Below are 24,354 nucleotides of genomic sequence, written 5' to 3'. Positions count from 1 at the left end.
TTAGTATAGGCTTATTTCTTAAGGATTAAATAGGATAATCTTAAGGGAATGTTAAGCCGTTTTTTTTAATATACCTATATTTTTGTCGTTCTAAATAACAATAAATATTTTGAAATCTTATTTCAAAAAATAGAATAAGACATAAATTATGGTAACAAAAACTATAAATAAAGTAGCTGAAATAACACTTTTATTTTGGTTGATGAAAATTGTGGCGACAACACTTGGAGAAACCTTGGGTGACTTTATTTCAATGACACTAAACTTAGGTTATTCAACAGGAATACTTATTACTGGAATCTTTTTTCTAGTTGTATTGTTAATTCAATTAAAATATAAAAATTACAAACCTATAATTTTTTGGTTAGTCATAATTGCAACAACAACATTAGGAACTGAAATTTCTGATTTTATCGACAGAAGTCTGCATTTAGGATATACTTATGGAAGTTTATTACTATTTTTTGGATTAATAACTACGTTATATTTTTGGTTTAAAAAATACAACAACCTAAATGTAAGCCCAATTATAGAAAAAAATAAAGAAATTCTCTTTTGGACAGCTGTTTTGTTTTCTAATAGTTTAGGAACTGCTTTTGGTGATTACTTAGGTGATGCAATTGGCTTGAGCTATTTACAAGGTGCTTTAATCACAGCTGCAATAATTGTTATAGTTGTTTTATTGCATTATTTCACGAAGCTAAATGAAGTGTTCTTATTTTGGTTAGCCTTTGTGTTTACACGTCCGTTTGGCGCAACTTTTGGAGATTTTCTAACCAAACCCATTGCAAAAGGAGGTTTAGATTTAGGTACTCTACAAGCATCTTTAGTTTCAGTATTTATTATGCTGATTATGATTTACTTCTCTCATAAACAATTAAAAAAATAAATTAAATGAAAAATATTCCACAAGTCAATTTTATTTATTGGATATTAATGATTATTGCTACTACAACTGGAGAAATTGTAGGTAATTATATTTCTAGAGATTTAGAATTAGGGTATAAAGTTGGGTCAGTTATTTTAGTTTCGTTGTTCATTATTTCAATTATTTATGAAATTAAAAATAAGAAAAACAATTTACTATTTTATTGGTTCCTTATAATAGTAGGAAATATTGCAGGAACAAATGTTGCTGATTTAATTTGTATTCAATTAGAATTAGGAACAATCTATGGCTCATTGTTAGTAATTTCAACTTTGTTTCTTGTTTTAATAGGAATTCATCTTTTATCCAAAAGTAAAAATCCTTTTACTGAGAAGAAAGTTGAGTTTTTATATTGGTTGGCTATTTTAACATCAAGCACCTTTGGAACAACTTCTGGAGATTTTCTCTCTAATGATACTCCATTAGGTGCAGCAGGAGGAACAATTTTACTTGTAATACTACTTCTTATTTTTATTGTGCTTTTAGTTCTTAAAAAGATTTCAAAAGAAGTTTTCTACTGGATTACCATTGTATTAATTCATCCCATTGGAGCAACATTTGGAAATTATATTTCAAAACCACAAGGATTAGATTTAGGGAATGTATATACAAGTATTTTTCTTGTCACATTATTTTCAATCATATTTTTTACTAATAAACAAAGTCATGAACAAATATAAATTATATATATTTTGTCTTTTAGGCTTACAATTATCCTTTGCTCAACAATCAATTGATAGTACAAAAATTAATAAGAACAATAAATTTAATTATAAGCAATTAATAATTCCAAGTATCTTAATGACTTATGCTATTGTAGGTATGGAAAGTGATCAAATAAAACTTTATAATACAAACATTAGAGAAGAGGTTATAGATGACATAGACAAAAAAACTTCTATTGATGATTTTTCTCAATATGCACCAGCTGCTGCTGTTTATGGACTAAATTTAGCAGGAATTCAAGGAAAAAACAATCTTAAAGACAGGACCATTATTTTAGGAACTTCTTATTTAATTATGGCAACTACGGTCACAAGTTTAAAACACCTGACTAAAGTTGAACGACCAGATGGAAGTAATTTTGATTCATTTCCTTCAGGACATACTGCAACTGCTTTTGTTGGAGCCGAATTTATGTGGCAAGAATATAAAGATAAATCGGTTTGGTATGGAGTTTCTGGATATCTTGTAGCAGCAGGAACAGGAGCTTTTAGAATGTATAACAATAAGCATTGGTTAACAGATGTTGCCATGGGAGCAGGAATCGGAATTTTAAGCACAAAAGCCGCTTATTGGTTGTTTCCTGTCATTAATGAAAAAATATTCAAAGCGAAAAATAAAACGGCTTTAGCTATACCTTTTTATAATGGAAAACAAGCTGGTTTGGCATACACAATTCAATTTTAATAATGATAATTTGGTCTTCTATGGTAAAGTTTTAATTTGTATTTTTAGCCATATATTTTTGGAGTTGTAATAATATTTTAAAATGGAAAAACCACTTATCATAGGCCACAGAGGAGCAATGGGTTACGAAACCGAAAACACTATGTTGTCATTTCAAAAAGCATTAGACTTATTTGTTGATATGATAGAAATTGATGTTTATGTCATCAAAACCGGTGAAGTAGTAGTTTTTCATGATAAAACCCTAAAACGATTAGCTTTATCTTTAGAAAATATTGAAGATTTAACGTTAGAAGAAGTAAAAAGTATCAATTTAATAGGTAATCATAAAATCCCAACCTTAATTGAAGTAATTGAATTCATAGATAAAAGAGTTCCACTAAATATCGAATTAAAAGGTCAAAATACAGCTTTGCAAACGCATAAAATTGTTGATAATTTCATTCAAAAAGCAAAGTATACTAATCAGCATTTTCTAATTTCAAGTTTTGACTGGGATGAACTAAAAATATTCAGAAAACTCAATCCCGAAATTCCAATAGCACTTTTATCCCAGCAAAATCATCTTGATGCTATTCCATATGCAAAAAAAATAAAAGCTATTGCAATAAATCCTTGGTTTTTCACTTTAACAAAACAAGAAGTCGAAGAAATTCACAAATATAATTTAAAGGTTTATACTTACACCGTCAACGAAATTTCTGATATTAAAGAAGCCATTTATTTTGGTGTTGACGGAATGTTCTGCAATTTTCCAGACAGAATTCACGCTTGTTTTTAGTTTTTTAGAGCTTCATCTGGCTATACAATACAAGTCCGCAGCACAAAAGCCATAGAGCTAAGCCTTGCAAAGAGCTTCCTTTGGTCGCTTTTCCAAGTCAAGTTCTATTGGTTTTTGTTCTTTACGGGCTTTTCATTACTATCCAGCGCATAATTCGTTTATAAATCACGATATTTGCAAAAAAAAGATAAAACATTGAATACTAATTACGACATAGTTATCATAGGTGGTGGAGCAGCTGGATTTTTTACAGCAATCAATATTGTTGAAAACAACCCTAGTTTAAAAGTAGCCATTCTCGAAAGAGGAAAAACGACTTTGGAAAAAGTTAGAATTTCTGGTGGTGGAAGATGCAATGTAACGCATGCCTGTTTTGTGCCAAATGATATAGTCAAGTTTTATCCTAGAGGTGAAAAAGAATTACGTGGACCATTTCATCAATTTTGTTCAGGAGATACAATTGAATGGTTCGAAAAGCGAGGTATAACTCTAAAAACAGAAGAAGACGGAAGAATGTTTCCAGAATCAGATTCATCAGAAACCATAATCGATTGTTTTACAAAAGCCACTCAAGATTTAGGGATTGATATTTTAATAAGTCAAAGTGTACAGTCTATTTACAAAACGGAAACAGATTTTAAAGTCCAAACCAAAACAGATACCTTTTTAGCAGAAAAAGTAGTTATAACGACAGGAAGCAACCCAAAAATGTGGGAAATGCTAGAATCACTTGGGCATTCAATAGTTTCAGCGGTTCCTTCTTTGTTTACATTTAACATTAAAGATGCTAGATTAAAAGATTTAATGGGATTGTCAACATTTGCATCAGTCAAAGTAAAAAAATCAAAATTAGAAGCTTTTGGACCTTTATTAATAACTCATTGGGGAATGTCTGGGCCAGGAATATTAAGACTTTCAGCTTGGGGAGCAAGAGAGTTGTTCGATAAAAATTATCATTTTGCGATTCTAGTAAACTGGTTAAATGAAACTACTTTTGATGAAGCTATTGATTTATTAAAAGATATAAAAATTGAAAATGCTAAAAAAGTAATCTCGAAAAAGTCACCAATAGAAATGCCAAACCGTTTGTGGGAACGTTTAGTTCTAGCATCAGGGATTTCAGCAGAAACTACTTGGGCAGATTGCAATAAAACAGAATTAAATGCTTTAGCAACTCAATTAACGGCTGGGGAATTTCAAGTAAATGGAAAAAGCACCTTCAAAGAAGAATTTGTAACAGCTGGTGGAATCGATTTAAAAGAAGTCAACTTCAAAACTATGGAAAGTAAAGTAATTCCAAACATATATTTTGCTGGAGAAATTCTAAATATTGATGCTATTACTGGTGGATTCAATTTTCAAAACGCTTGGACTGGAGGATTTATTGTAGCTCAATCAATTGCATAAAAAAAACCTTGCTTTCACAAGGTTTCATGATTTATTTTTCTCTTCCTTTGTCAAGTTTGTCTTGCCAATCTTTTAGTTTTTGCCATTTACCTTGGTAAGCTAATTTAGATTGTCTTGGCCAAGTTCCTGGATCATGAATTTTATATCTTTCACCAGCTTTGTGAAGTATTTTGTTACATCTATCTACAGATGTTTCTGATAATCTTTTCCAAGTTAAAATGCCTGAAGTTTTAAATAATTCTTCGATTTTTGGACCAATTCCTTCCACAAGTTTTAAATCATCTTCTATTATTTTCTTGCCAAAAACAGCTTTTGCTGCATCTGCATTAAAGGCAATGACTGATGTTGTAGCAGTTTTAGTTGTCTTAGAAACAAAAGTAGCTTTCTCAACTATAGGTTTTTTTGCTTGAATTCGCAGAGCATCTAAATCGGTTTGCAGTTGACTATTTCTTTGATTGCAAGCCTCTAAATCACTTTTGTAATTATGTTCATCTTTTTTTAAAGAGTTTTGATTGCCTTTACCAATAAAATAACCAACAATTCCGCAAATAATTCCAACAAATAATGCGACTAATAAACTAGTTGTTTCCATAGAATTTATATATAAATGTATTTAAATAAATTTGACTTTATAAAAATAGAAAAAAAACTGGAAACAACAGTACTAATTATCTGAAAATTAAATAGATGCTTGTTTTGGCCAATAATTATCGATTAAGAAAATAAATCGTAACAGTTAGAAGTGTAGCAAAAGCAACCCACAACATATAAGGAATAAGTAAATAAGAGGCTTTTTTGTCTATCTTCTTGAAAATCAGAAAAGTTTCATAAATAATAAGTAAAAGCAAAACTATTTCAAGACTGGCTAATAAAAGGTTGTTTAACCCAAAGAACAAATAACTCCACATTGCATTCAAACCCAATTGAACTCCAAAAAAGAAAAGGCCCTTTTTTACTAATTCTTTGTTTTCATCTAATTTATCCCAAATTAGTCCAGCCGAAATTCCCATTAAAATAAAGAGTAGAGTCCATACTGGTGCAAATACCCAATTTGGGGGATTAAAAGAAGGTTTTATTATTGTAGGATACCAAGTTTGAATACTTGATTGGGTAACTATTGACGATAAATAACCAACGGTTAAACAGATTGCTACTGTGATTATTATTTTAACGTATTTGTTCATCTTAAAATGTTTTGTACAAATTAACGAAATATCAATTTAATAAATAGACAAAAAAAGTATCTTTGTTAAAATTTTAAAGTATGCTTTCCGAAAAGGATTTTATTGTTTCAAGTTATTCGAGTATTGACTACGCGGCTTTCGAATGTAGTGCGCCAAGTAATATTGCATTAGTCAAATATTGGGGAAAAAAGGAAAATCAGATTCCAGCAAACCCATCTATAAGTTTTACCTTAAACAATTGCAAAACAATTACTAAAGTAAATTTCACTAAAAAGAAATCCAAAAACGATTTTTTATTTGATTTGTTGTTTGAAGGAAAACCAAAAGAAGATTTTAAACCTAAAATTTTAAAATTCTTTCAGCGAATTGAAACCTATTGTCCTTATTTAAAAGAATATCACATTGTTATTGATACTCAAAATACTTTTCCTCACAGTTCAGGAATAGCCTCTTCGGCATCGGGAATGGCAGCGTTAGCCATGAATGTAATGTCTTTGGAAAAAGAAATAAACTCAAATTTAACGGATGATTTATTCTATAGAAAAGCATCATTTTTAGCTCGTTTAGGAAGTGGAAGTGCTTGTAGAAGTATAAAAGGAGAAGTTGTTGTTTGGGGAAAAAATGAATCTATAGCAGAAAGTTCAGACCTATTTGGAGTAGAATTTAATAATATTCATAAGAATTTCAATAATTACCAAGATACTATATTGCTAGTTGATAAAGGAGAAAAGCAAGTTTCAAGTACTGTTGGTCATGAATTGATGTTTGATCATCCATATGCAGAAAAAAGATTTGAACAAGCCCATGATAATTTAGCTAAAATTACCAAAATACTGTCAGAAGGAAATATAGAAGAGTTTATAAAAATCGTTGAAAGTGAAGCTTTAACCCTTCATGCTATGATGATGACTTCAATGCCCTATTTTATTTTGATGAAACCGAATACATTAGAAATAATCAATAAAATTTGGAAATTTAGAAACGAAACTAATATTCCAGTCTGTTTTACGCTTGATGCTGGAGCTAATGTGCATATTTTATATCCCGAAAACGTTTCCGTAAAAGTATTACAATTTATTAAGGATGAATTAGTTGCCTTTTGTCAAAATGGGCATTATATTTGCGATCAAATAGGAAATGGTGCAGAATCAAAATAATTTTGTAACTTTACACAACCCAATCTAAACACTTTATGAAAGGACCATTATTTTACTCAAAAATATTACTCTTTGGAGAATATGGAATTATTGAAGACTCAAAAGGGCTATCAATTCCTTATAATTTTTATAATGGAGCTTTAAAAACAGATGAAAATCCGTCTCAAGAAGCCATCAATTCAAATAAAAGTTTAGATCGTTTTTTTGAATATTTAATACAATTGCAAGTTGAACAACCAACCTTGGTTAAGTTTGACAATGAAGCTTTAAAAAAGGATATTGCAAACGGTATGTACTTCGATTCAAGTATTCCTCAAGGATATGGCGTTGGAAGTAGTGGTGCTTTGGTAGCTGCAATCTATGATAAATATGCTTCAGATAAAATTACAGTTTTAGAAAATTTAACTAGAGATAAACTATTGCAATTAAAAGCTGTTTTTTCTAATATGGAATCATTTTTTCATGGGAAAAGTTCTGGTTTAGATCCTTTAAATAGTTATTTGAGTTTACCAATTCTTATTAATTCAAAAGATAATATTGAAGCGACTGGAATTCCTACACAAAGTGTAAATGGAAAAGGAGCGGTTTTCTTATTAGATTCAGGAATTGTTGGAGAAACAGCACCAATGGTAAGTATCTTTATGGAAAACCTTAAAGATCAGGGTTTTCGTAAAATGTTAAAATCTCAATTCATTAAACATACAGATGCTTGTGTAGAAAACTTTTTACATGGTGATATCAAATCTTTATTTGCTAATACAAAGAAATTATCTAAAGTAGTTTTAAATAACTTTAAACCTATGATTCCGGAACAATTTCATTCATTATGGCAAAACGGAATTGAATCAAACGATTATTACTTAAAACTTTGTGGTTCTGGTGGTGGTGGATATATTTTGGGATTTACTCAAGATATTGAAAAAGCTAAAGAGTCTTTAAAAGACTATAAATTAGAAGTAGTTTACCAGTTTTAGTGATGTTAACTAGAAAAACAAAATTTTTATTATCTAAAGTTTTCAGTTTTTTTTCTGTTATTAGAGGCTATAACATTTTTGTAATTGTGTTGGCACAATATCTAGCGTCTATTTTTATTCTTTCACCTGAAATAAGAGCATTAGATGTAATCTTAGATTATCAATTGTTTATTTTGGTTTTGGCTTCTTCCTTAACAATTGCTTCTGGTTATATTATTAATAATTTTTATGACGCACAAAAAGATTTAATCAATCGGCCAAGAAAAGTCATGATTGATAGATTAGTAAGTCAAAAAACTAAATTAACAGTATACTTTACCATTAACTTTATAGTAGCTCTAATTGCAAGTATAGTTTCGTGGAGAGCGATGTTGTTTTTTTCAACCTACATATTTCTCATTTGGTTTTATTCTCATAAATTAAAAAAATATCCAATTATTGGCAATATTACCGCTTCTGTTTTAGCTGTTTTGCCTTTTTTCGGTATTTTACTTTACTATAAAAACTTTTATAATGTTATTTTTGCACATGCTATGTTTCTGTATTTGCTTCTTTTAATCAGAGAATTAATTAAAGATTTAGAGAATATAGAAGGAGATTTAGTTTCTAATTATAAAACTATTCCAGTTTTGTTTGGAGAAAAAGTAGCCAAAAATATAATTGCAGTTTTAACTATTTCTACAGTAATTCCAGTTTATTATTTGGTTGATGTTTTTAACGTAGGTTATATGGATATTTATTTTTATATAAGCTTACTTATTTTAATGTTCTTTTTACTTAAATTGGGAAAAGCTAAAACAAAACCAGAATATCTCAAGTTACATTTTCTATTAAAATTCATCATTGTTTCTGGAGTTTTTTGTATAGTTTTAATAGAGCCTTCAGTTTTGTTACACGGAAAAAAACTTATTTCCGCTTATTAGTTATATCTTTGCAAAAAATTAGAATAAAATGACGCGTCATCAAGGAAACAATAATGATAAGAAAAAAGGAACTTCTTCAAGACAAGGTGGAACAAAAAAGCCTAGTACTTCGAGAGGGAATGGACCTATAAGAAAAAAAGCAAGTTCAAAAATAAAACCAGATTTAAAAGCGGAGCCTAAACCAGAAAAAAAACCAAATCAGGCACCAAAAACACCAAAAAATCCAGACGAATTACGTTTAAATAAATATATTTCGAATTCAGGAATGTGTAGCAGAAGAGATGCTGACATCTATATTCAAAGTGGAAATGTAAAGGTAAACGGTATCGTTGTAACAGAAATGGGACATCGAGTTAAGTTAACAGATGAAGTTATTTTTGATGGAGTTAAATTAAATCCAGAAAAGAAAGAATATATTTTATTGAATAAGCCTAAAAACTTTTCAACGGCAGGAGATGATGATATTTATTCACCAAGTGTTTTAGATTTAGTGCGAAGTGCTACTAAGTCAAAAATTCAACCTGTTGGAAGAATGGATAAAACAACAACTGGTTTGTTATTGTTTACAAATGACACAGATATTATAAGAAAATTCACAGAACCAAATCAGAAAACTAGTAAATTATATCAAGTTACTTTAGATAAAAACTTGCGTTATGAAGATTTGGAAAAAATTATTTCAGGTTTAACAATTGATACGCATAGAGTTTATGTTGAAGAAGTAACTTATATTGATGATCAGCCAAAAAGTGAAATTGGTATAAAAATGAAAACTGCAAACATTAAGGTAGTTAGAAAAATATTCGAACACCTTAAATATGACGTTATTAAATTAGATAGAGTAACATTTGCAGGTTTAACTAAAAAGAACTTGCCAAGAGGAAATTATCGTTTCTTAACAGAACAAGAAATAATAAACATAAAAAATATTTAACAACTTAATCCCGATTCATTCGGGATTTTTTAATCAAAATATGACACCAGAATCATTACAATCAATTGCTTTTCGTTGGTTTGAAGCTTTTAATGCTAAACAACTAGATAAATTACTATCCTTATACGAAAGTGATGCTGCACATTACAGTCCGAAATTAAAAATTCGTCAGCCAGAAACAAATGGTTTAGTAATTGGAGTAGATGCTATGCGAGTTTGGTGGCAAGATGCATTTGATAAACTACCAACATTAGAATATGAATTGAAATCGCTAACAGCTAATTCTGACAGAGTTTTCATGGAGTATGTTCGTAAAGTTGAAGGTGAAGAAGATATGTTAGTGGCAGAAGTTCTTGAAATTAGAGAAGGTAAAATAACAAAATCGAAAGTTTATCACGGATAGAACTATAAAAGAATTTGTTTTAATCCATCAGCAATACTTATCCAAAGAAAATTATAAAACGATTTTTCTTGATTACGTTCAACTTCAATTTCAGTTGTTTTTATTTCGTCATCAGAATCATTTTTCACAAATAAATTCCCAATAGTAGATAAGAATTTGTTTTTATTTAAGCGTTTGTCATTTTGATAAATTTCAACTTTTAGATTATCGTATTTTATTGAAAATTTCCCTTTGTTAATAAGATCATTTCCTGCAAAATTAAAATTAACAGTTTCTAATTCCCCTTTAATTTTGATATTCATATAAGGTTTTGTGAAATCTTCTAATTCTTCGGTGTTGAATTTTTTTACCGAACCAGCAATTTTAAAACCCTCAGTTTTATCTAAAACATTAAAAGACCAATCAACTTTTAAGGGTGATTTCTTCATAAAGTTGCAATTGACTCTAATCTTTACATCAGGAAGATTAGACTTTTTGTAACCACTTTCTATATTTTCAGCAGTCAAATTAAAATTGCTGAAATATAATTTCCCGGAACCTTTTTCAAAAGTTTTTTCTTCTTCATAAGTCAGATAGGAATTTTTAATTAGTAAGGAGTCAACTTTAATGTCAGTTTTTAAATTCCGTAATAAGTTGTTGTATAATTCTTTTTTGGATAAATCGTCAGTTGGCATTTTTCCTCTGTAGATATTGGCTGCAACCTTGTCTAAAATGACTGTGTTGGATTTAAAATAGAGTCTCTCGTCTTTAAAGCCCCAGACCATTTTATTTATTGAGATGTCATCTGCTAGAATTGTATATATGTCTTTTTCCTTTGGTAGTTTTTTAACAAATTCTTTTCGACTATATTTTGGCGTTAACTTAAAATTTTTAATATTAAAACCTTCTTTTGTAATTTTAATTTCCTCCCCTTTAATTTCATAAAAGGCATTAACATTGTAATGTATGTAATCACAAAAAAAGGAGTAATTGTGGAATGAAAGTGGGATTTTTTCAGTCAAAGTTTTTTCATTTAAAACAATTCCTTCTAATTTAAAATTAATATTATTTGCCTTTATTATTTCAATATTGTCTCTAATGTTAAGGATTTTAAAGTTTCCTTTGTTGATAACCAAGTTAGAAACTATAATTATTTTTTCAAATGGTTTAAATACTTTTGAATTTATACTACTGTAATTGTTTATTGCATTTACATTGTTTTTATAAAGAATTACAGAAGGTTTGGATATTACTAAGTTATTTGCTTTGATTTTTTTACCAAATAATATACTCCAAATATCAAATTTATTTACCTCAATTATATCAATACTTGCAAAAAGGCCAATTTTTTTTTCAGAATTTTTTAAACTTTCCTTTGGACTTATTTGAATATTATAAGCAGTGATTTTTGAATTCCAAATAGATAAATCAATATCTTCATAAACGATATTGTAATCTGTATTGTTTTCATTGTTAATAAGTTTGGGTAGTTTGGTTTCAACCCATAAATTTATGCCTAGATTTAAAAGTCCTAGGAAAAAAAATATTCCAATAGAAGTAAAAAGGATTTTTTTGGTCTTATTCATAAAATTTGTTTTAAACATTAAATGTATGAATTATTTAAAACTTAAAAGGAGTAGAAACAAAAAACCCTTGAAATCTTAAAGAAATCAAGGGTTGTAAGTGGTACCTCCAGGGATCGAACCAGGGACACATGGATTTTCAGTCCATTGCTCTACCATCTGAGCTAAGGTACCTTTTCGCTGTTGCGAGTGCAAATATAGAATGATTTTTAATTTATACAAAACAATTTTTAAAAAAAATCAATTTGTATCTTTGAAGTTTTAAAATATAAAAATGATATTAGCAATTGATGTTGGGAATACAAAAATTAAAGTAGCTGTTTTTGAACAAGATACAGTTATTTTGAAAGAAGATTATATAAATGAAACTTTATTGGAAGGGTTAAAAAAAATTTTTAAAAAATTTCCAAAATGTAATAAAACAATCATTTCAAGCGTTTCAAATGTGTCAGAAGAGGTTTTTTTACTAATTAAAAGTACGAATAAATTATATTTTCTTACTAATGAGAGTAAATTTCCTTTTGAAAACAAATATGCAACACCTTTAACGCTAGGAATGGATAGAAAAGTAATAGTATCAGGGGCAGTTTTGAAATTTCCAAATCAAAATTGTTTAATAATTGATGCTGGTTCATGTATAACATATGATTTTGTAGATGAAAATAAAAATTACTTTGGTGGAGCAATTTCTCCTGGAATAGAAATGAGGTATAAAGCGCTAAATTATTATACTACCAAATTACCAAAATTAGATGCAGAAGAACCAGATTCATATCTAGGTAATTCTACAAACCAATCCATTCATTCAGGTGTTGTTAACGGAGTGATACATGAAATAGAAGGCTTTATTAGCGATTATTTAAGAGAAAATAAATATTTAACAATAATTTTAACAGGTGGCGATGCACTTTTTTTGGCTAAAAGATTAAAAAACCCCATATTTGCCAATTCAAATTTCTTACTAGAGAGTTTGAACTTATTATATCAATATAACATACAATGATAAAGAAATTATTTCTTGCATTAATTTTCCTCACAACACTAGTTGTTTCAGCACAAGAAGGAACTTCTTCACCATATTCTTTTTATGGTTTAGGAGATATTAAATTTAAAGGTACACATGACGCTAGAGCTATGGGAGGGTTAGGTGTTGCCTATGACTCAATACATTTAAACTTATTGAATCCAGCTACTTATTCGAGACTAAAAATCACAAACTTTACAGTTGGGGGAACAACAAGCTACAATAATTTATCTAGCGAACAAGGTAAAGAAACGGCTCAAAGAACAACTATAGATTATCTAGCCGTTGGTCTTCCTTTAGGAAAATTTGGAGCAGCATTTGGTCTTATGCCATTTTCAGCAGTAGGTTATAAAATTCAAAATCAGTCATTGGAGGGAGATCTTAGAACTGCAAGATTTACTGGTCAAGGTGGAATTAATAAAGTTTTTGCTGGTGCAGCTTATAATTTTTCTAATAACTTCAGTGCTGGTCTAGATATTCAATATAATTTTGGAACAATAGAAACTGAATCTGTTGTGTTTCTCCCAGACGTGATTTTAGGATCAAGAGAAAATAATCAATCAAATATAACCGGTCTTTCTGCCAACTTTGCATTGTTGTACACAAAAAGTTTAGCTAATAAATTAACATTGAATACTAGTTTTGGGTATTCTCCTGAGTCAAAATTGAATTCAGTTAATTCTAGAAATCTTGCTACTATTTCATACACAGTAAGTGGAGTGGAGTTTGTAAATGATAACGATGATTTAGAAGTTGCAGATACTAAATTAGTTATTCCTGCCAAATATACACTTGGTGCAGGAATTGGTTTGCCTAAAAAATGGTTTGTAGGTTTGGAATATATTTACCAAGAAAATAGTAAATTAGGAAATAGATTTGACGATATTAACAACGCAACATTCGAAAACTCTCAAAAAATAATAGTTGGTGGAAATTTTATTCCTAAATACAATTCTTTTACAAGTTACTGGAGTAGAGTTAATTATAGAGCTGGATTTAGATATGAGAACACAGGTCTAATAATAAATTCTAAGCAAATTAATGATTATGGCATAAATTTTGGTCTAGGTTTACCAGTAGGGGGAAGATTCTCAAATATCAATCTTGGTTTTGAATACGGAAAGAAAGGAACTATCTACAATAATTTAATAGAAGAAAATTATTTTAATATAAGCGTAGGTTTATCTTTAAATGATTTATGGTTCGAAAAAAGAAAATATGATTAATACAAACTTTTATAAAATGAAAACGAAATTAACATTAGTGTTATTAATAGCAGTTAGTTTTTTAACTAATGCTCAGTCAAGTGATAAATGTACTGAAGATTTACAATATTTAGTACAATTTACTAAGTCTAAAGATTATAATGATGCCTATCCATATTTACAAAGTATGAGAAAGGAATGTCCTGCTTATCACAAAGCAATTTATATTTATGGTGAGTTTATTTTAAAGCATAAATTAGACAATGCACAAACACCAGAAGAAAAAGAAAAAGAAGTAAAAGACTTAGTTGCTTTATATGGCGAACATGATAAGAATTATCCTGGAAACGGTGCAGGTAATACAGTGAAAAAAGCAATGTTACTTTTAGATAATAATGTAGGTTCAAAAGAAGAAGCTTACGGTTATTTAGATAATGCATTTAAAACAGATGCTGCTAATTTTACTTCTGCTAAAGCATTATATACTTATTTTGAATTATTTGTAGATGAATATGAAGCAGGTAAAAAAGGTATTGAGTTGCAACAAGTGTTTGACAAATATGACGAAATCACTGAAAAACTTGAGTTAGAAGAAAAAGGTCTTTCAGATGAGTTAGATGTTTTATTAAATAAAATCGAAGCACAACAAGAGCTTACTGACAAAGAAACAAGGCTTAAAGAAAGAAATGAATATAACCTAGAGCAGTTTAGTACTGTAAAAGGAAGCATGGATTCAAAAATTGTATTGCTTTCTACTTGTGAAAAACTTATTCCTTTCTATCAAAAATCATTTGAAGAAAAGAAAACAGATGTACTTTGGTTAAAAAGAGCTGCTGAACGTTTAGAAGCTAAAGATTGTGATTCAGATCCTTTGTTTACTAAAATATCTGAGCAATTACATAAATTAAACCCAACAGCAGAATCTGCTTATTTGTTAGGAGTTGCTGCTCAAAGAGCTAAAAACACTTCTAAAGCTTTAGAATATTTTAACCAATCTGCACAATTGTTTACTGATGCTACTAAAAAAGCAAAAGTATATTACAAAATTGCTACCATGTATGGTAATGGAAATAAATCGCAAGCAAGAGCATATGCAAGAAAAGCTTTGGTAGCAAAACCATCATTTGGTCAAGCATACATGTTAATAGCTCAATTATATGCTAGTAGTTCTAATGAATGTGGTAAAACACCATTTGACAAAAGAGCCGTTTATTGGTTATGTGCTCAATATGCAAATAAAGCTGCTGCAGTAGATCCAGCTTTAAAGGCAACTGCAAATAGACAAGCAGCTTCTTATAATGGTTATGCACCATCTAAAACTGATATCTTTAATGGCGATATGGCTGGAAAAACAATCTCTTTTAATTGTTGGATTGGAGAATCAGTAAGAGTTCCTAACCTATAATATGATTAAGAATTTTAAAAATATATTCACTTACATAGTCACAGTTTTCGCTGTGGCTATGTTTTTTTCATGTGAAAGTAATTTTAAAGAAGTACAAAAACTGAATCAAAAAACATTTATCCCATCAGGTCAAGCGGATACAATTAATTTGGTTTATACGGATTCAGGTAAAGTAAAAGCTATTTTAGTAAGTCCAAAGATGATTGATTATGGTACACTTGAGAACCCATATACGGAATTTCCTAAAGGTATAAAAGTTACTATTTTCGACGACAAAGACAATAAAAGTTATATTGATGCTGATTATGCAGTGTCTTATAAAAAAACCAACCTAATCGACTTACAAGGGAATGTAAAAATCATTTCATATGACAATAAAGTTTTAGAAACATCTCAATTATATTACGATCAGAAAAACGAATGGTTTTTTACTGAAAAACAATTCAAATATTCAGACGGTCAAGGGGGATTTCTTCAAGGACCTGGAGTTGATTTTAGCAAAGATTTTACAATTTTCAATATGCAGAAAAGTAATGGTGAAGTAAATAATATAGACTAATTATAGTGTAGTTATTTATAAAATTTATACTTTTGACAAAAATTAAACCATGAGTTTTTTAAAACTATTTCAATACGTTTATATAATTTTCGCAGCTTTTTTTGTTTACGATGCATATGTAAAGTATCAAAATAATGAAAGTGTAACTATGAGCTTATTGCTTGCAGCTGCTGCAGTGTTTATGTTTTTCTTTAGAAGAAGATTTAACAATAAATACGGTAAATAAGTATAATAATTAATCCACTTTTATGGAAATAACAATTATAGTTATTTGTTTATTGCTTTCAGCTTTTTTTTCTGGGATGGAAATTGCCTATTTTTCATCTAATAAAGTTTTTTTGTCCATTGAAAAAAGACAAAACAATTTTAATGCAAACATCTTAAATAAACTTACCGAAAAACCTTCACAGTTTATAACAGCAATGTTAGTAGGTAATAATGTAGCCTTAGTAATTTACGGATTTATAACAGGTGATTTGATAACTAAATGGTTAGAAACATTGTCACCCTTTTTTCAAGATGAATTTGTAAGCCTAATTTCTCAAACAGTTTTATCAACATTATTGATTTTATTTACAGCAGAATTTTTACCTAAAGTTTTTTTTCAAATCTATTCTAATAAATTAATAAAATTATTCGCAGTTCCAGCTTACTTTTTTCACCAATTGTTTTATTGGGTTTCTAAATTTATTATTTGGATTTCAGATTTTATCTTGATGAAATTTTTCAAAACAGAAGGTGATCAAGTTCAAGATTATTTTAGTAAAGTAGAATTAGGAAACTACATCAACGAACAAATGAGTTCAGTGTCTGACAATGATGAGATTGATTCAGAAATTCAGATATTTCAAAATGCTTTAGAGTTTTCCGAACTTAAAGCTAGAGATATTATGACACCAAGAACCGAAATTTCAGGTGTTGATATTGAAGATAGTATAGAAGAACTAAGAGAATTATTTATAAAAACAGGCTATTCAAAAATTATTGTATATCAAAACTCAGTTGATGATATACTAGGTTATGTACATTCATTTGAATTATTCAAAAAACCAAAAGACACTAAGTCAATAATGATGACAATTGAATATGTTCCAGAAACTATTTTCATAAAAGACTTGCTAGATATTTTGACCAAAAAAAGAAAAAGTATGGCTGTTATTCTTGATGAATACGGTGGAACTTCTGGTTTAATCACAATTGAAGATATAATCGAAGAACTTTTTGGTGAAATTGAAGACGAACATGACTTAGGAGAAGAAAAAATTGACGAAGAAATCGAAGAAGGAGTATATTTATTTTCTGCAAGATTAGATGTTGAATTTATAAATCAAAAATATAATTTAGAAATTCCGGAAAGCGATTCTTATTCTACTTTAGGAGGTTTTATTGTTGATTATACCAAAGATTTTCCTCAAAATGGAGAGAAAATTCACATAGAAAACTTCGAAATAATCATACATTCTGCAAGCAATAAAAAAATTGAACTTGTAAAACTTTCATTATCTGAAGAAAAAAGATAAAAATATCGCTTTAGTATTTTATTATTTCATAGATAATTGTATTTTCGCCTTCTGTAAAAAATAAACAAATTATAAAATGGCAATTTTATCAAAAATTAGACAACGTTCATTTTTCCTAATAGTAATCATCGCACTAGCCTTATTTTCTTTTGTGTTAGCAGATGTAATTAAAAGTGGATCTTTTGGTAGTAGTTCAAAATATGCGGGTACTGTTAATGGCGAAAACATTATGGGACAAGAGTTCCAAGTAAAAGTTGGTCAAGCAGAACAGCAAGGTATGAGCAATGTTCAAGCTTCAAATGGAGTTTGGGATCAAGAAGTTAAAAGAATTATCTTAGCAGAGCAGTATGAGGAATTAGGATTACGTGTTGGTCCAGACCAATTAATCAATGTAATGAAAGAGAATCCTAACTTTGCATCAAATCCTCAATTCTTAAACGAAGCAGGTAAATTTGATGTTGCAAAGTTTAAAGAATATGTTAGTACTAACTTTTACAAGCAAGGACCAGAGCAAAAAGCACAATGGGAAGCTTTTGAAGCTGATGTTGAAAGAATGTTTACTGAACAAATGTATTATACATTAATAAAGTCAGGTATTCAAACTACACAAGCTGAAGGTCAAGCATTATATGAAGAAGAAAATGACAAAGTAAATTTTGACTTTGTAACAGTTGGATATGCTACAGTAAATGATGATGAAGTTAAAATTTCAGATGATGAAATTATGGCTTACATAAAAAAGAATGAGAAAAAATTCAAATCAGATAAAATGGCTGATTTAGAATTGGTTTTTATTGAAAACAAACCATCTAAAGCTGACGAAGATCAAATGAAAAGTTCTATTCAAGGCTTATTGAATGGAAAAGTAGAATATAACAAAGAAACTGGTATTAATGATACAATACCAAGTTTTAGAAATGCTTCTAATGTTGCAGAATATGTTAACAAAAATTCTGATATTAAATTTGATTCAACTTATGTTGCAAAAAAAGATTTACCATTAGAATATCAAGAACAATTATTTAACCTTCCTGTAGGAGAAGTTTTTGGACCTTATTCAGATAATGGTTTTCAAAAATTATCTAGAAAAGTAGGGAGTAAGTCTGGTGCAGCTGCAAAAGCTAGCCATATTTTAATTGCTTTTGAAGGAGCAGAAAGAGCTGACCCAAGCATCAAAAGAACGAAAGAAGAAGCACAAGCTTTAGCAAATAGTTTATTAGCTCAAGCAAAAGCAAATCCAGCTGGTTTTGGAGCTTTAGCAACTGCTAATACAGATGATCCAGGTTCAAAACAAACTGGTGGTGAATATGATAATATTGCACCAAACCAAATGGTAAAACCATTTAACGATTTTGTATTTGATAGCCCAGTAGGAAGTATCGGTGTTGTTGAAACAGATTTTGGTTTTCACGTAATTAAAGTATCGGATAAATATAATTCAGTATTGTTAGCAACAGTAGCTCAAAAAAATGAGCCATCTGAAGCAACTTCTGATCAAAACTATACTAAAGCTTCTAAATTTGAAGCTGATGCTAATTCAAAAGATTTTGCTCAGGTAGCAAAAGATATGGGATTAGAAGTTACACAAGCACCAAATATTAAAACATCTGACGAAAATATTCCAGTAGTAGGTCCACAAAGAGGAATAGTTCTTTGGGCATTTGGAAGAGACACTGAAATTGGAAATGTAAAACGTTTTGATGTGCCAACAGGTTATGTTATTGCAAAATTAAAAGCAGTAAACGATTCAGGATTGACTTCAGTTGAAAACGCAAGAACTCAAGTTGAACCAATTTTAAAGAACGAAAAGAAAGCAGTTATCATTAGAAAGAAAATGACTGGCAAAACGCTAGAAGAAGTTTCAAAAGCAACTAATGCATCTGTTATTTCTGCAACAGACGTTGTTTTTAAAAGTGCTTTGTTGCCGAACATTGGTCCAGAACCAAAAGTTGTTGGAAAAGCATTTGCTCAAAAAGCAGGAACTACTTCAGATTTAATTGACGGTACTTTAGGTGTTTATGTTGTTAAAACAAAAGCTGTTGTAAAAGCTAATGCAATTCCAAATTACACTTCATATGTTAACCAAGCTAAATCACAAGCACAAGGTTCTGCCTCTAATAAGGCTATTGAAGCTTTAAAAGCAAAATCTGAAATTGAAGATTTAAGAATTCAATAAGAAGAATTCATTATCATATAAAAAATCCCGAGCAATTTGTTCGGGATTTTTTTTGTTTTAAGTAGTTTGAATCACAAAATCATCTCTTCATACTTCAAAATAGTATCATATCCTTTTTTATTAAAATAAAATAAAGGATTTTCTTTTGAAACAACCATCACAAAATCTCCTCCCCAAGCACCTAAACTTTTTACAGTTCCCTTAAAATCTGGGAATAAAGATTCTTTTACAGTAAGTTGTTCTAAAACATCACTCAATAATATTTCATGCTTTTCTAATGCAGACATAAAATCATCAATATTATTCGTTTCAGAAACAAATGCTGTAATTTTATCAATCTTAATTTTTACTTTTTCTAAAGAAAACTGTTTGTTCAAATAATTATTAATGGCTGATTTGCTACTTTGTTTTTTATTCAAATAGACAAAATAAATATGTTCTTTAAATTCTGGATTAAATGAAACAGTTTCAAAAAAAGGTTTTTCATTTTCCAAATGATAAATAATTGCTTGGTTGTTTTGTGCACAAGCAATATCATAACCACTGCCTCCAAAACTGTTTGTAAGCAACTCAAATGCGTCAATTGACAACCATTGTCCTAAATTATTTATTAACGTAGACGAAGTGCCTAAACCCCATAATCTAGGAAATGATAATTTAGTTTCAATTGTATAGCCTTCTGCTTTTGAAATAAAATCAGGATTCAATAAATAAGCATGGTGTAAAATTTCGACTAAAGTGGTCTTGACCTTATTTTCAATGAAAGAAGTTTTCTCAAGTATAGCATCAAAAAGAATTTCGTCTTCAAACCAAATACTTCCATCTGAATCATAACTTTTCCAAATTATTTTTTCCCCAAAACTAGGAATGACTTCCAAATCTTGACCAAATTTTGTTGGAACAGCTAGAGACTTTGCCCCATTAAGAACCAAATACTCTCCAGTTAACAATAATTTTCCGTTGCTATAATAAGTCTCTTTTTTCATTTTATGCTGAACTCGTTTCAGCATCTCACGAAACTAAAACTATTTTTAACTGAACTCGTTTCAGCATCTCACGAAACTAAAACTAAATTTTAATTGAACTCGTTTCAGCATCTCATCATGCTAAAACTATATTTATTTAAAACACTTTATTTCAAAAGAATTAATTAGTGATAATTCTTGAAATTCGTGTTAACTTTTTACTTTCTAATCATTTCCAAATAATCCACAACCAAACTATGAGAAGCTGTTGTATCGTTAAAATAAGCAATAACTTTTTCCTTTTCTTCTTTAGTTGCTTGAAATTGATTCAAAATATTATGAATATGCATTTTCATGTGTCCTTTTTGAATTCCAGTTGTTGTTAACGAACGTAAAGCAGCAAAATTTTGAGCTAAACCTGTCACTGCAACAATTTTCATTAAATCTTGAGCAGAAGGTTTTCCTAACATTTCCAAAGAAAATTTAACTAAAGGATGTAAGCTTGTTAATCCACCAACAGTTCCTAACGCTAACGGAATATCCAACCAAAATTTAAAAACTCCATTTTCAATAGAAGCATGCGATAAACTTGAATAGCTTCCATTTCTGCTTGCGTATGCGTGTGCACCAGCCTCTACTGCTCTAAAATCATTTCCTGTAGCTAAAACTACAGCATCAATTCCATTCATGATGCCTTTGTTGTGAGTCACAGCTCTGTATGGTTCGATTTCTGCAATTTTAACTGCTTTTACAAACTTTTCAGCAAATTCTTTAGGATTAATTTCGGTGTCTTCATTTAACTCTTCAACTTTACAAGAAACTTCGGCTCTAACCACGCAATTCGGAACAAAATTGCTCAAAATACACATGATGATTTGAATTTGCTTATCAGTCTCAGAAAATTCTTCATACGAAGCAGCTTCTCTTTCCAAAGTTTTAGCAAATTGCTCTAGACAAGAGTTGATGAAATTTGCACCCATACTATCTTTCGTATCAAAAGTAGCATGCAATTGATAGTAATTTTCTAATTTATCTGTTTTATTAACTAATTTTATATCTAAAATTCCACCACCACGTTTCTCCATGTTTTTCGTGATAGAAGCTGTGTCTTCATAAAAAGACGTTTTTTTTTCGTTAAAAAACACTTTTAATTTCTCAAAAGAACCCGAATATGAAAAGTGAACTTGACCAATTTTTTCAGTTCCTAAAACTGTTGCTTTAAATCCACCACGCGCTGCCCAGAATTTTGCTGATTTACTTGCTGCAGCAACAACCGAACTTTCTTCAATTGCCATAGGAATTGTATAAGCTCTATCATTAATGACAAAATTTGGAGCAACTCCAAGTGGTAAATAAAAGTTAGTTAAAGTATTTTCAATAAATTCATCATGTAACTTTTGTAGTTGGTCATCAGAATTCCAATATTGCTTAACTAATTTTTCAGCCTCTTCAGGATTTGAAAAGTAAGTGGTTGTAATCCAATTTATTTTTTCTTCTTTGGTAAGTTTAGAGAAGCCTTTATTTTGAAGCATTGTGTATTTTTTTTACAAAGATAAGCAAGATAGAACATATTTTAACAACCTTTTTTTTGTGAATATATCATAAAAAGCAAGGTTTTCTCGATAATTTTTAGTAAAATTGAAAGTTTTTTACCTTACACTATTATGACAAGAAAAATTATATTCGGAGTTTTATTCTTATTTACTTCATTATCAATTGTTGCTCAACAAAAAATCACTTTAGAAGAGATTTGGTCAGGAGCATTTAGAACGCAAAGCATGGACGAACTCCAAGCTATGAAGAACACAAATCAATACACCGTATTAGATTTTAACAGAACATCAAGAAGTACACAAATCGACTTATATGATTTTGCCTCTTTAGAAAAAGTTTCAACTTTAATTGACTCAAAAGATTTTCCAGAATTGACTTCAATAGATAGTTATACATTTGATAAAGATGAAAAAAAGATACTTATTGCTTCAAATTCGGCTCCAATTTTTAGGCATTCATTCACTGCTGATTATTTTGTGTACGATATTTCGACAAAAAAATTATCAAAATTTACTTCAAAACAAATTCAAGAGCCAACATTTTCTGCAGATGGAACTAAAATAGCTTATGCTTTCGAAAATGACTTATATGTTTATGATGCAATTTCGGGTTCACATTTGCAAATTACAAATGACGGAAAGAAAAATGCTATCATCAACGGAATTACGGATTGGGTTTATGAAGAAGAATTTGCTTTTGTAAAAGCTTATGATTGGAATGCAAACGGAACTAAAATCGCATACATTCGTTTTGATGAATCTGAAGTTCCAGAATTTTCAATGGATATGTACAACCAAGGCTTATATCCAACGCAAGAAGTTTTTAAATATCCAAAAGCAGGAGAAAAAAATGCTGTTGTATCCTTATACATGTATGATTTAAAAACAGGAAAGTCACAAAAAATTAACTTAGGGGATTATACTGATTTTTATATTCCAAGAATTAAATGGACGAATGATTCAAATATTCTAAGCGTTCAAGTCATGAACCGTCATCAAAACAATTTGGATTTACATTTTGTAGATGCGAATTCAGGTAAAACTACAATTGTTTTAAACGAAAAAGATAAAGCTTATGTTGATGTTACTGATAACCTAACGTTCTTAAAAGACAACAGTTTTATTTGGACTTCAGAAAAAGATGGATTCAACCACATTTATCACTATGATAAAAATGGAAAACTAAAAAAGCAAATCACTTCAGGAAAATGGGAAGTGACAAATTATTACGGTTTTAATGAGAAATCAGGAATCATTTATTATCAATCGGTTGAAAATGGTTCTATAAATAGAGATGTTTATTCCATTAAAATTGACGGAAAAGAAAAAACAAGACTATCATCAAAAACAGGAACAAATGACGCAACATTTAGTCCAAATTTTGAGTACTACATTAATTCGTTTTCAAGTGCCACTCAAGCACCTTCTTACACTTTAAACGAATCAAAATCTGGAAAAGAAATTAAAAAGATTTTATCAAACGAAGCAGCTGAAGAAAAATTAGCAAAATATGGAGTTAGTCCAAAAGAGTTTTTCACACTTAAAACAGAAAAAGGAAATGTACTAAATGCTTACATAATCAAACCAGCTGATTTTGACGCTTCAAAAAAATATCCAGTTTTTATGACACAATATTCTGGACCAGGTTCGCAAGAAGTTCATAATTCTTGGAATTCTTACAATGATTATTGGTTTTATATGTTAGCTCAAAAAGGATACATTATTGTTTGTGTTGACGGAAGAGGAACAGGTTTCAAAGGAGCTGATTTCAAAAAAGTAACTTATAAAGAATTAGGTAAATACGAAGTTGAAGATCAAATTGATGCAGCAAAAGTAATTGGGAAATATGATTTTGTTGATGCTTCAAGAATTGGAATTTGGGGATGGAGTTACGGTGGATTCATGAGTAGTAACTGTATTTTAAAAGGAAATGATGTATTTAAAACAGCAATTGCTGTTGCACCAGTTACAAGTTGGAGATATTATGATTCAATTTATACTGAAAGATACATGCAAACGCCACAAGAAAACGCAAGTGGTTATGATGATAATTCACCAATAAATCACGTTAAAAAATTAAAAGGAAACTATCTTTTAATTCACGGAACAGCGGATGATAATGTACACGTTCAAAACACTATGAAAATGGTTGAAGCATTAATACAAGCCAACAAACAATTCGATTGGGCTATTTATCCAGACAAAAACCACGGAATTTATGGTGGTGCAACAAGATTACAATTGTTTACAAAAATGACTAATTTTATTCAAGAAAAATTATAAT

The 24,354-nt window shown here is 29.5% G+C and carries 22 protein-coding genes and 1 tRNA gene; 17 read left to right on the top strand and 6 right to left on the bottom strand.

Translation table 11 applies throughout. The features are described from left to right. Nucleotides 1–148: 148 nt before the first annotated feature. The 5 genes from G507_RS0110500 (at nt 149) to G507_RS0110480 (ending at nt 4,526) form a co-directional block, all read left to right on the top strand. Entirely contained in the window at nt 149–889 is a 741-nt protein-coding gene (locus G507_RS0110500; protein ID WP_026717433.1) for a COG4705 family protein, read from the top strand. Nucleotides 890–894: 5 nt separating this feature from the next. Continuing rightward, complete coding sequence (locus G507_RS0110495) at nt 895–1,608, top strand: COG4705 family protein (protein ID WP_026717432.1); 714 nt, start codon at nt 895–897, stop codon at nt 1,606–1,608. After that, nucleotides 1,595–2,338: a phosphatase PAP2 family protein gene (locus tag G507_RS0110490; RefSeq protein WP_026717431.1), complete on the top strand. Its 744-nt coding sequence runs from the start codon at nt 1,595–1,597 to the stop codon at nt 2,336–2,338. Before G507_RS0110495 ends, G507_RS0110490 begins: the two co-directional genes overlap by 14 nt. An 82-nt stretch (nt 2,339–2,420) precedes the next feature. Next, complete coding sequence (locus G507_RS0110485; RefSeq protein WP_026717430.1) at nt 2,421–3,119, top strand: glycerophosphodiester phosphodiesterase; 699 nt, start codon at nt 2,421–2,423, stop codon at nt 3,117–3,119. A 195-nt stretch (nt 3,120–3,314) separates the two neighbouring features. Then, a complete protein-coding gene (locus G507_RS0110480; protein WP_026717429.1) occupies nt 3,315–4,526 on the top strand; it encodes a BaiN/RdsA family NAD(P)/FAD-dependent oxidoreductase in 1,212 nt (403 codons plus the stop codon). A 31-nt stretch (nt 4,527–4,557) separates the two neighbouring features. Here the strand turns inward: G507_RS0110480 and G507_RS0110475 are convergent, their stop codons facing one another. Together G507_RS0110475 and G507_RS0110470 are read right to left on the bottom strand one after the other, a co-directional pair. After that, nucleotides 4,558–5,118 carry a hypothetical protein gene (locus G507_RS0110475; protein WP_026717428.1) on the bottom strand — a complete coding sequence of 187 codons (561 nt, stop codon included), beginning with the start codon at nt 5,116–5,118 and terminating at the stop codon, nt 4,558–4,560. A gap of 115 nt (nt 5,119–5,233) precedes the next feature. Then, nucleotides 5,234–5,710 carry a TspO/MBR family protein gene (locus G507_RS0110470; RefSeq protein WP_026717427.1) on the bottom strand — a complete coding sequence of 159 codons (477 nt, stop codon included), beginning with the start codon at nt 5,708–5,710 and terminating at the stop codon, nt 5,234–5,236. Between the two features lie 80 nt (nt 5,711–5,790). Here G507_RS0110470 and G507_RS0110465 point away from each other — a divergent pair, with 80 nt between their 5' ends. From G507_RS0110465 to G507_RS0110445, 5 genes are read left to right on the top strand one after another with little or no spacing between them, the layout of a single operon-like run. After that, nucleotides 5,791–6,867: a diphosphomevalonate decarboxylase gene (locus G507_RS0110465; protein WP_026717426.1), complete on the top strand. Its 1,077-nt coding sequence runs from the start codon at nt 5,791–5,793 to the stop codon at nt 6,865–6,867. Nucleotides 6,868–6,902: 35 nt separating this feature from the next. Then, nucleotides 6,903–7,841 carry a mevalonate kinase family protein gene (locus tag G507_RS0110460; protein ID WP_026717425.1) on the top strand — a complete coding sequence of 313 codons (939 nt, stop codon included), beginning with the start codon at nt 6,903–6,905 and terminating at the stop codon, nt 7,839–7,841. A gap of 2 nt (nt 7,842–7,843) precedes the next feature. Further along, nucleotides 7,844–8,764, top strand: a complete 921-nt coding sequence (locus tag G507_RS0110455) for a geranylgeranylglycerol-phosphate geranylgeranyltransferase (protein ID WP_026717424.1) — start codon at nt 7,844–7,846, stop codon at nt 8,762–8,764. Nucleotides 8,765–8,792: 28 nt separating this feature from the next. Continuing rightward, nucleotides 8,793–9,698 (top strand): pseudouridine synthase, encoded by a 906-nt coding sequence (locus G507_RS0110450; protein WP_026717423.1) that lies wholly within the window; start codon nt 8,793–8,795, stop codon nt 9,696–9,698. A 40-nt stretch (nt 9,699–9,738) separates the two neighbouring features. Further along, nucleotides 9,739–10,101 (top strand): nuclear transport factor 2 family protein, encoded by a 363-nt coding sequence (locus G507_RS0110445; RefSeq protein ID WP_026717422.1) that lies wholly within the window; start codon nt 9,739–9,741, stop codon nt 10,099–10,101. A gap of 2 nt (nt 10,102–10,103) precedes the next feature. Here the strand turns inward: G507_RS0110445 and G507_RS0110440 are convergent, their stop codons facing one another. Then, nucleotides 10,104–11,666: a hypothetical protein gene (locus tag G507_RS0110440; protein WP_026717421.1), complete on the bottom strand. Its 1,563-nt coding sequence runs from the start codon at nt 11,664–11,666 to the stop codon at nt 10,104–10,106. A 98-nt stretch (nt 11,667–11,764) separates the two neighbouring features. Then, a tRNA-Phe gene (locus G507_RS0110435) sits at nt 11,765–11,837 on the bottom strand. Nucleotides 11,838–11,937: 100 nt separating this feature from the next. On the opposite strand from G507_RS0110435, the gene G507_RS0110430 reads away from it, so the two are divergent. From G507_RS0110430 to G507_RS0110400, 6 genes are all read left to right on the top strand, one after another. Further along, on the top strand, nt 11,938–12,666 hold the full coding sequence (locus G507_RS0110430; RefSeq protein ID WP_026717420.1) for a type III pantothenate kinase: 729 nt from the start codon (nt 11,938–11,940) through the stop codon (nt 12,664–12,666). Next, the gene (bamG, locus tag G507_RS0110425) at nt 12,663–13,913 is read left to right on the top strand and encodes a BamG family beta-barrel-assembly machinery protein (protein WP_026717419.1); all 1,251 of its coding nucleotides are present in this window, start codon (nt 12,663–12,665) and stop codon (nt 13,911–13,913) included. The genes G507_RS0110430 and bamG overlap by 4 nt, the downstream gene beginning before the upstream one ends. Nucleotides 13,914–13,929: 16 nt before the next feature. Then, nucleotides 13,930–15,297, top strand: coding sequence for a hypothetical protein (locus tag G507_RS0110420; RefSeq protein ID WP_026717418.1), 1,368 nt, complete (start codon nt 13,930–13,932; stop codon nt 15,295–15,297). Nucleotide 15,298: 1 nt separating this feature from the next. Then, entirely contained in the window at nt 15,299–15,856 is a 558-nt protein-coding gene (lptC, locus tag G507_RS0110415; protein WP_035666100.1) for an LPS export ABC transporter periplasmic protein LptC, read from the top strand. Nucleotides 15,857–16,104: 248 nt separating this feature from the next. Continuing rightward, entirely contained in the window at nt 16,105–17,376 is a 1,272-nt protein-coding gene (locus tag G507_RS0110405; RefSeq protein ID WP_026717415.1) for a hemolysin family protein, read from the top strand. A 76-nt stretch (nt 17,377–17,452) separates the two neighbouring features. Next, nucleotides 17,453–19,552, top strand: a complete 2,100-nt coding sequence (locus tag G507_RS0110400; protein WP_026717414.1) for a peptidylprolyl isomerase — start codon at nt 17,453–17,455, stop codon at nt 19,550–19,552. 71 nt (nt 19,553–19,623) lie between these two features. On the opposite strand, the gene G507_RS0110395 is transcribed toward G507_RS0110400, so the two are convergent. After that, nucleotides 19,624–20,538 (bottom strand): GYDIA family GHMP kinase, encoded by a 915-nt coding sequence (locus G507_RS0110395; protein ID WP_035666097.1) that lies wholly within the window; start codon nt 20,536–20,538, stop codon nt 19,624–19,626. Nucleotides 20,539–20,735: 197 nt separating this feature from the next. Beyond that, entirely contained in the window at nt 20,736–22,049 is a 1,314-nt protein-coding gene (locus tag G507_RS0110390) for a hydroxymethylglutaryl-CoA reductase, degradative (protein WP_026717412.1), read from the bottom strand. A gap of 132 nt (nt 22,050–22,181) precedes the next feature. Between G507_RS0110390 and G507_RS0110385 the strand changes: the two genes are divergently transcribed. Then, nucleotides 22,182–24,353, top strand: coding sequence for a S9 family peptidase (locus G507_RS0110385; protein ID WP_157496581.1), 2,172 nt, complete (start codon nt 22,182–22,184; stop codon nt 24,351–24,353). Nucleotide 24,354 lies beyond the last annotated feature (1 nt).

Source organism: Flavobacterium gelidilacus DSM 15343 (genome assembly GCF_000422685.1).
GTDB classification, from domain to species: Bacteria; Bacteroidota; Bacteroidia; order Flavobacteriales; family Flavobacteriaceae; genus Flavobacterium; species Flavobacterium gelidilacus.
Note: the sequence above shows the minus strand (reverse complement) of the source record. Positions and strands in the feature narration are given on the sequence as shown.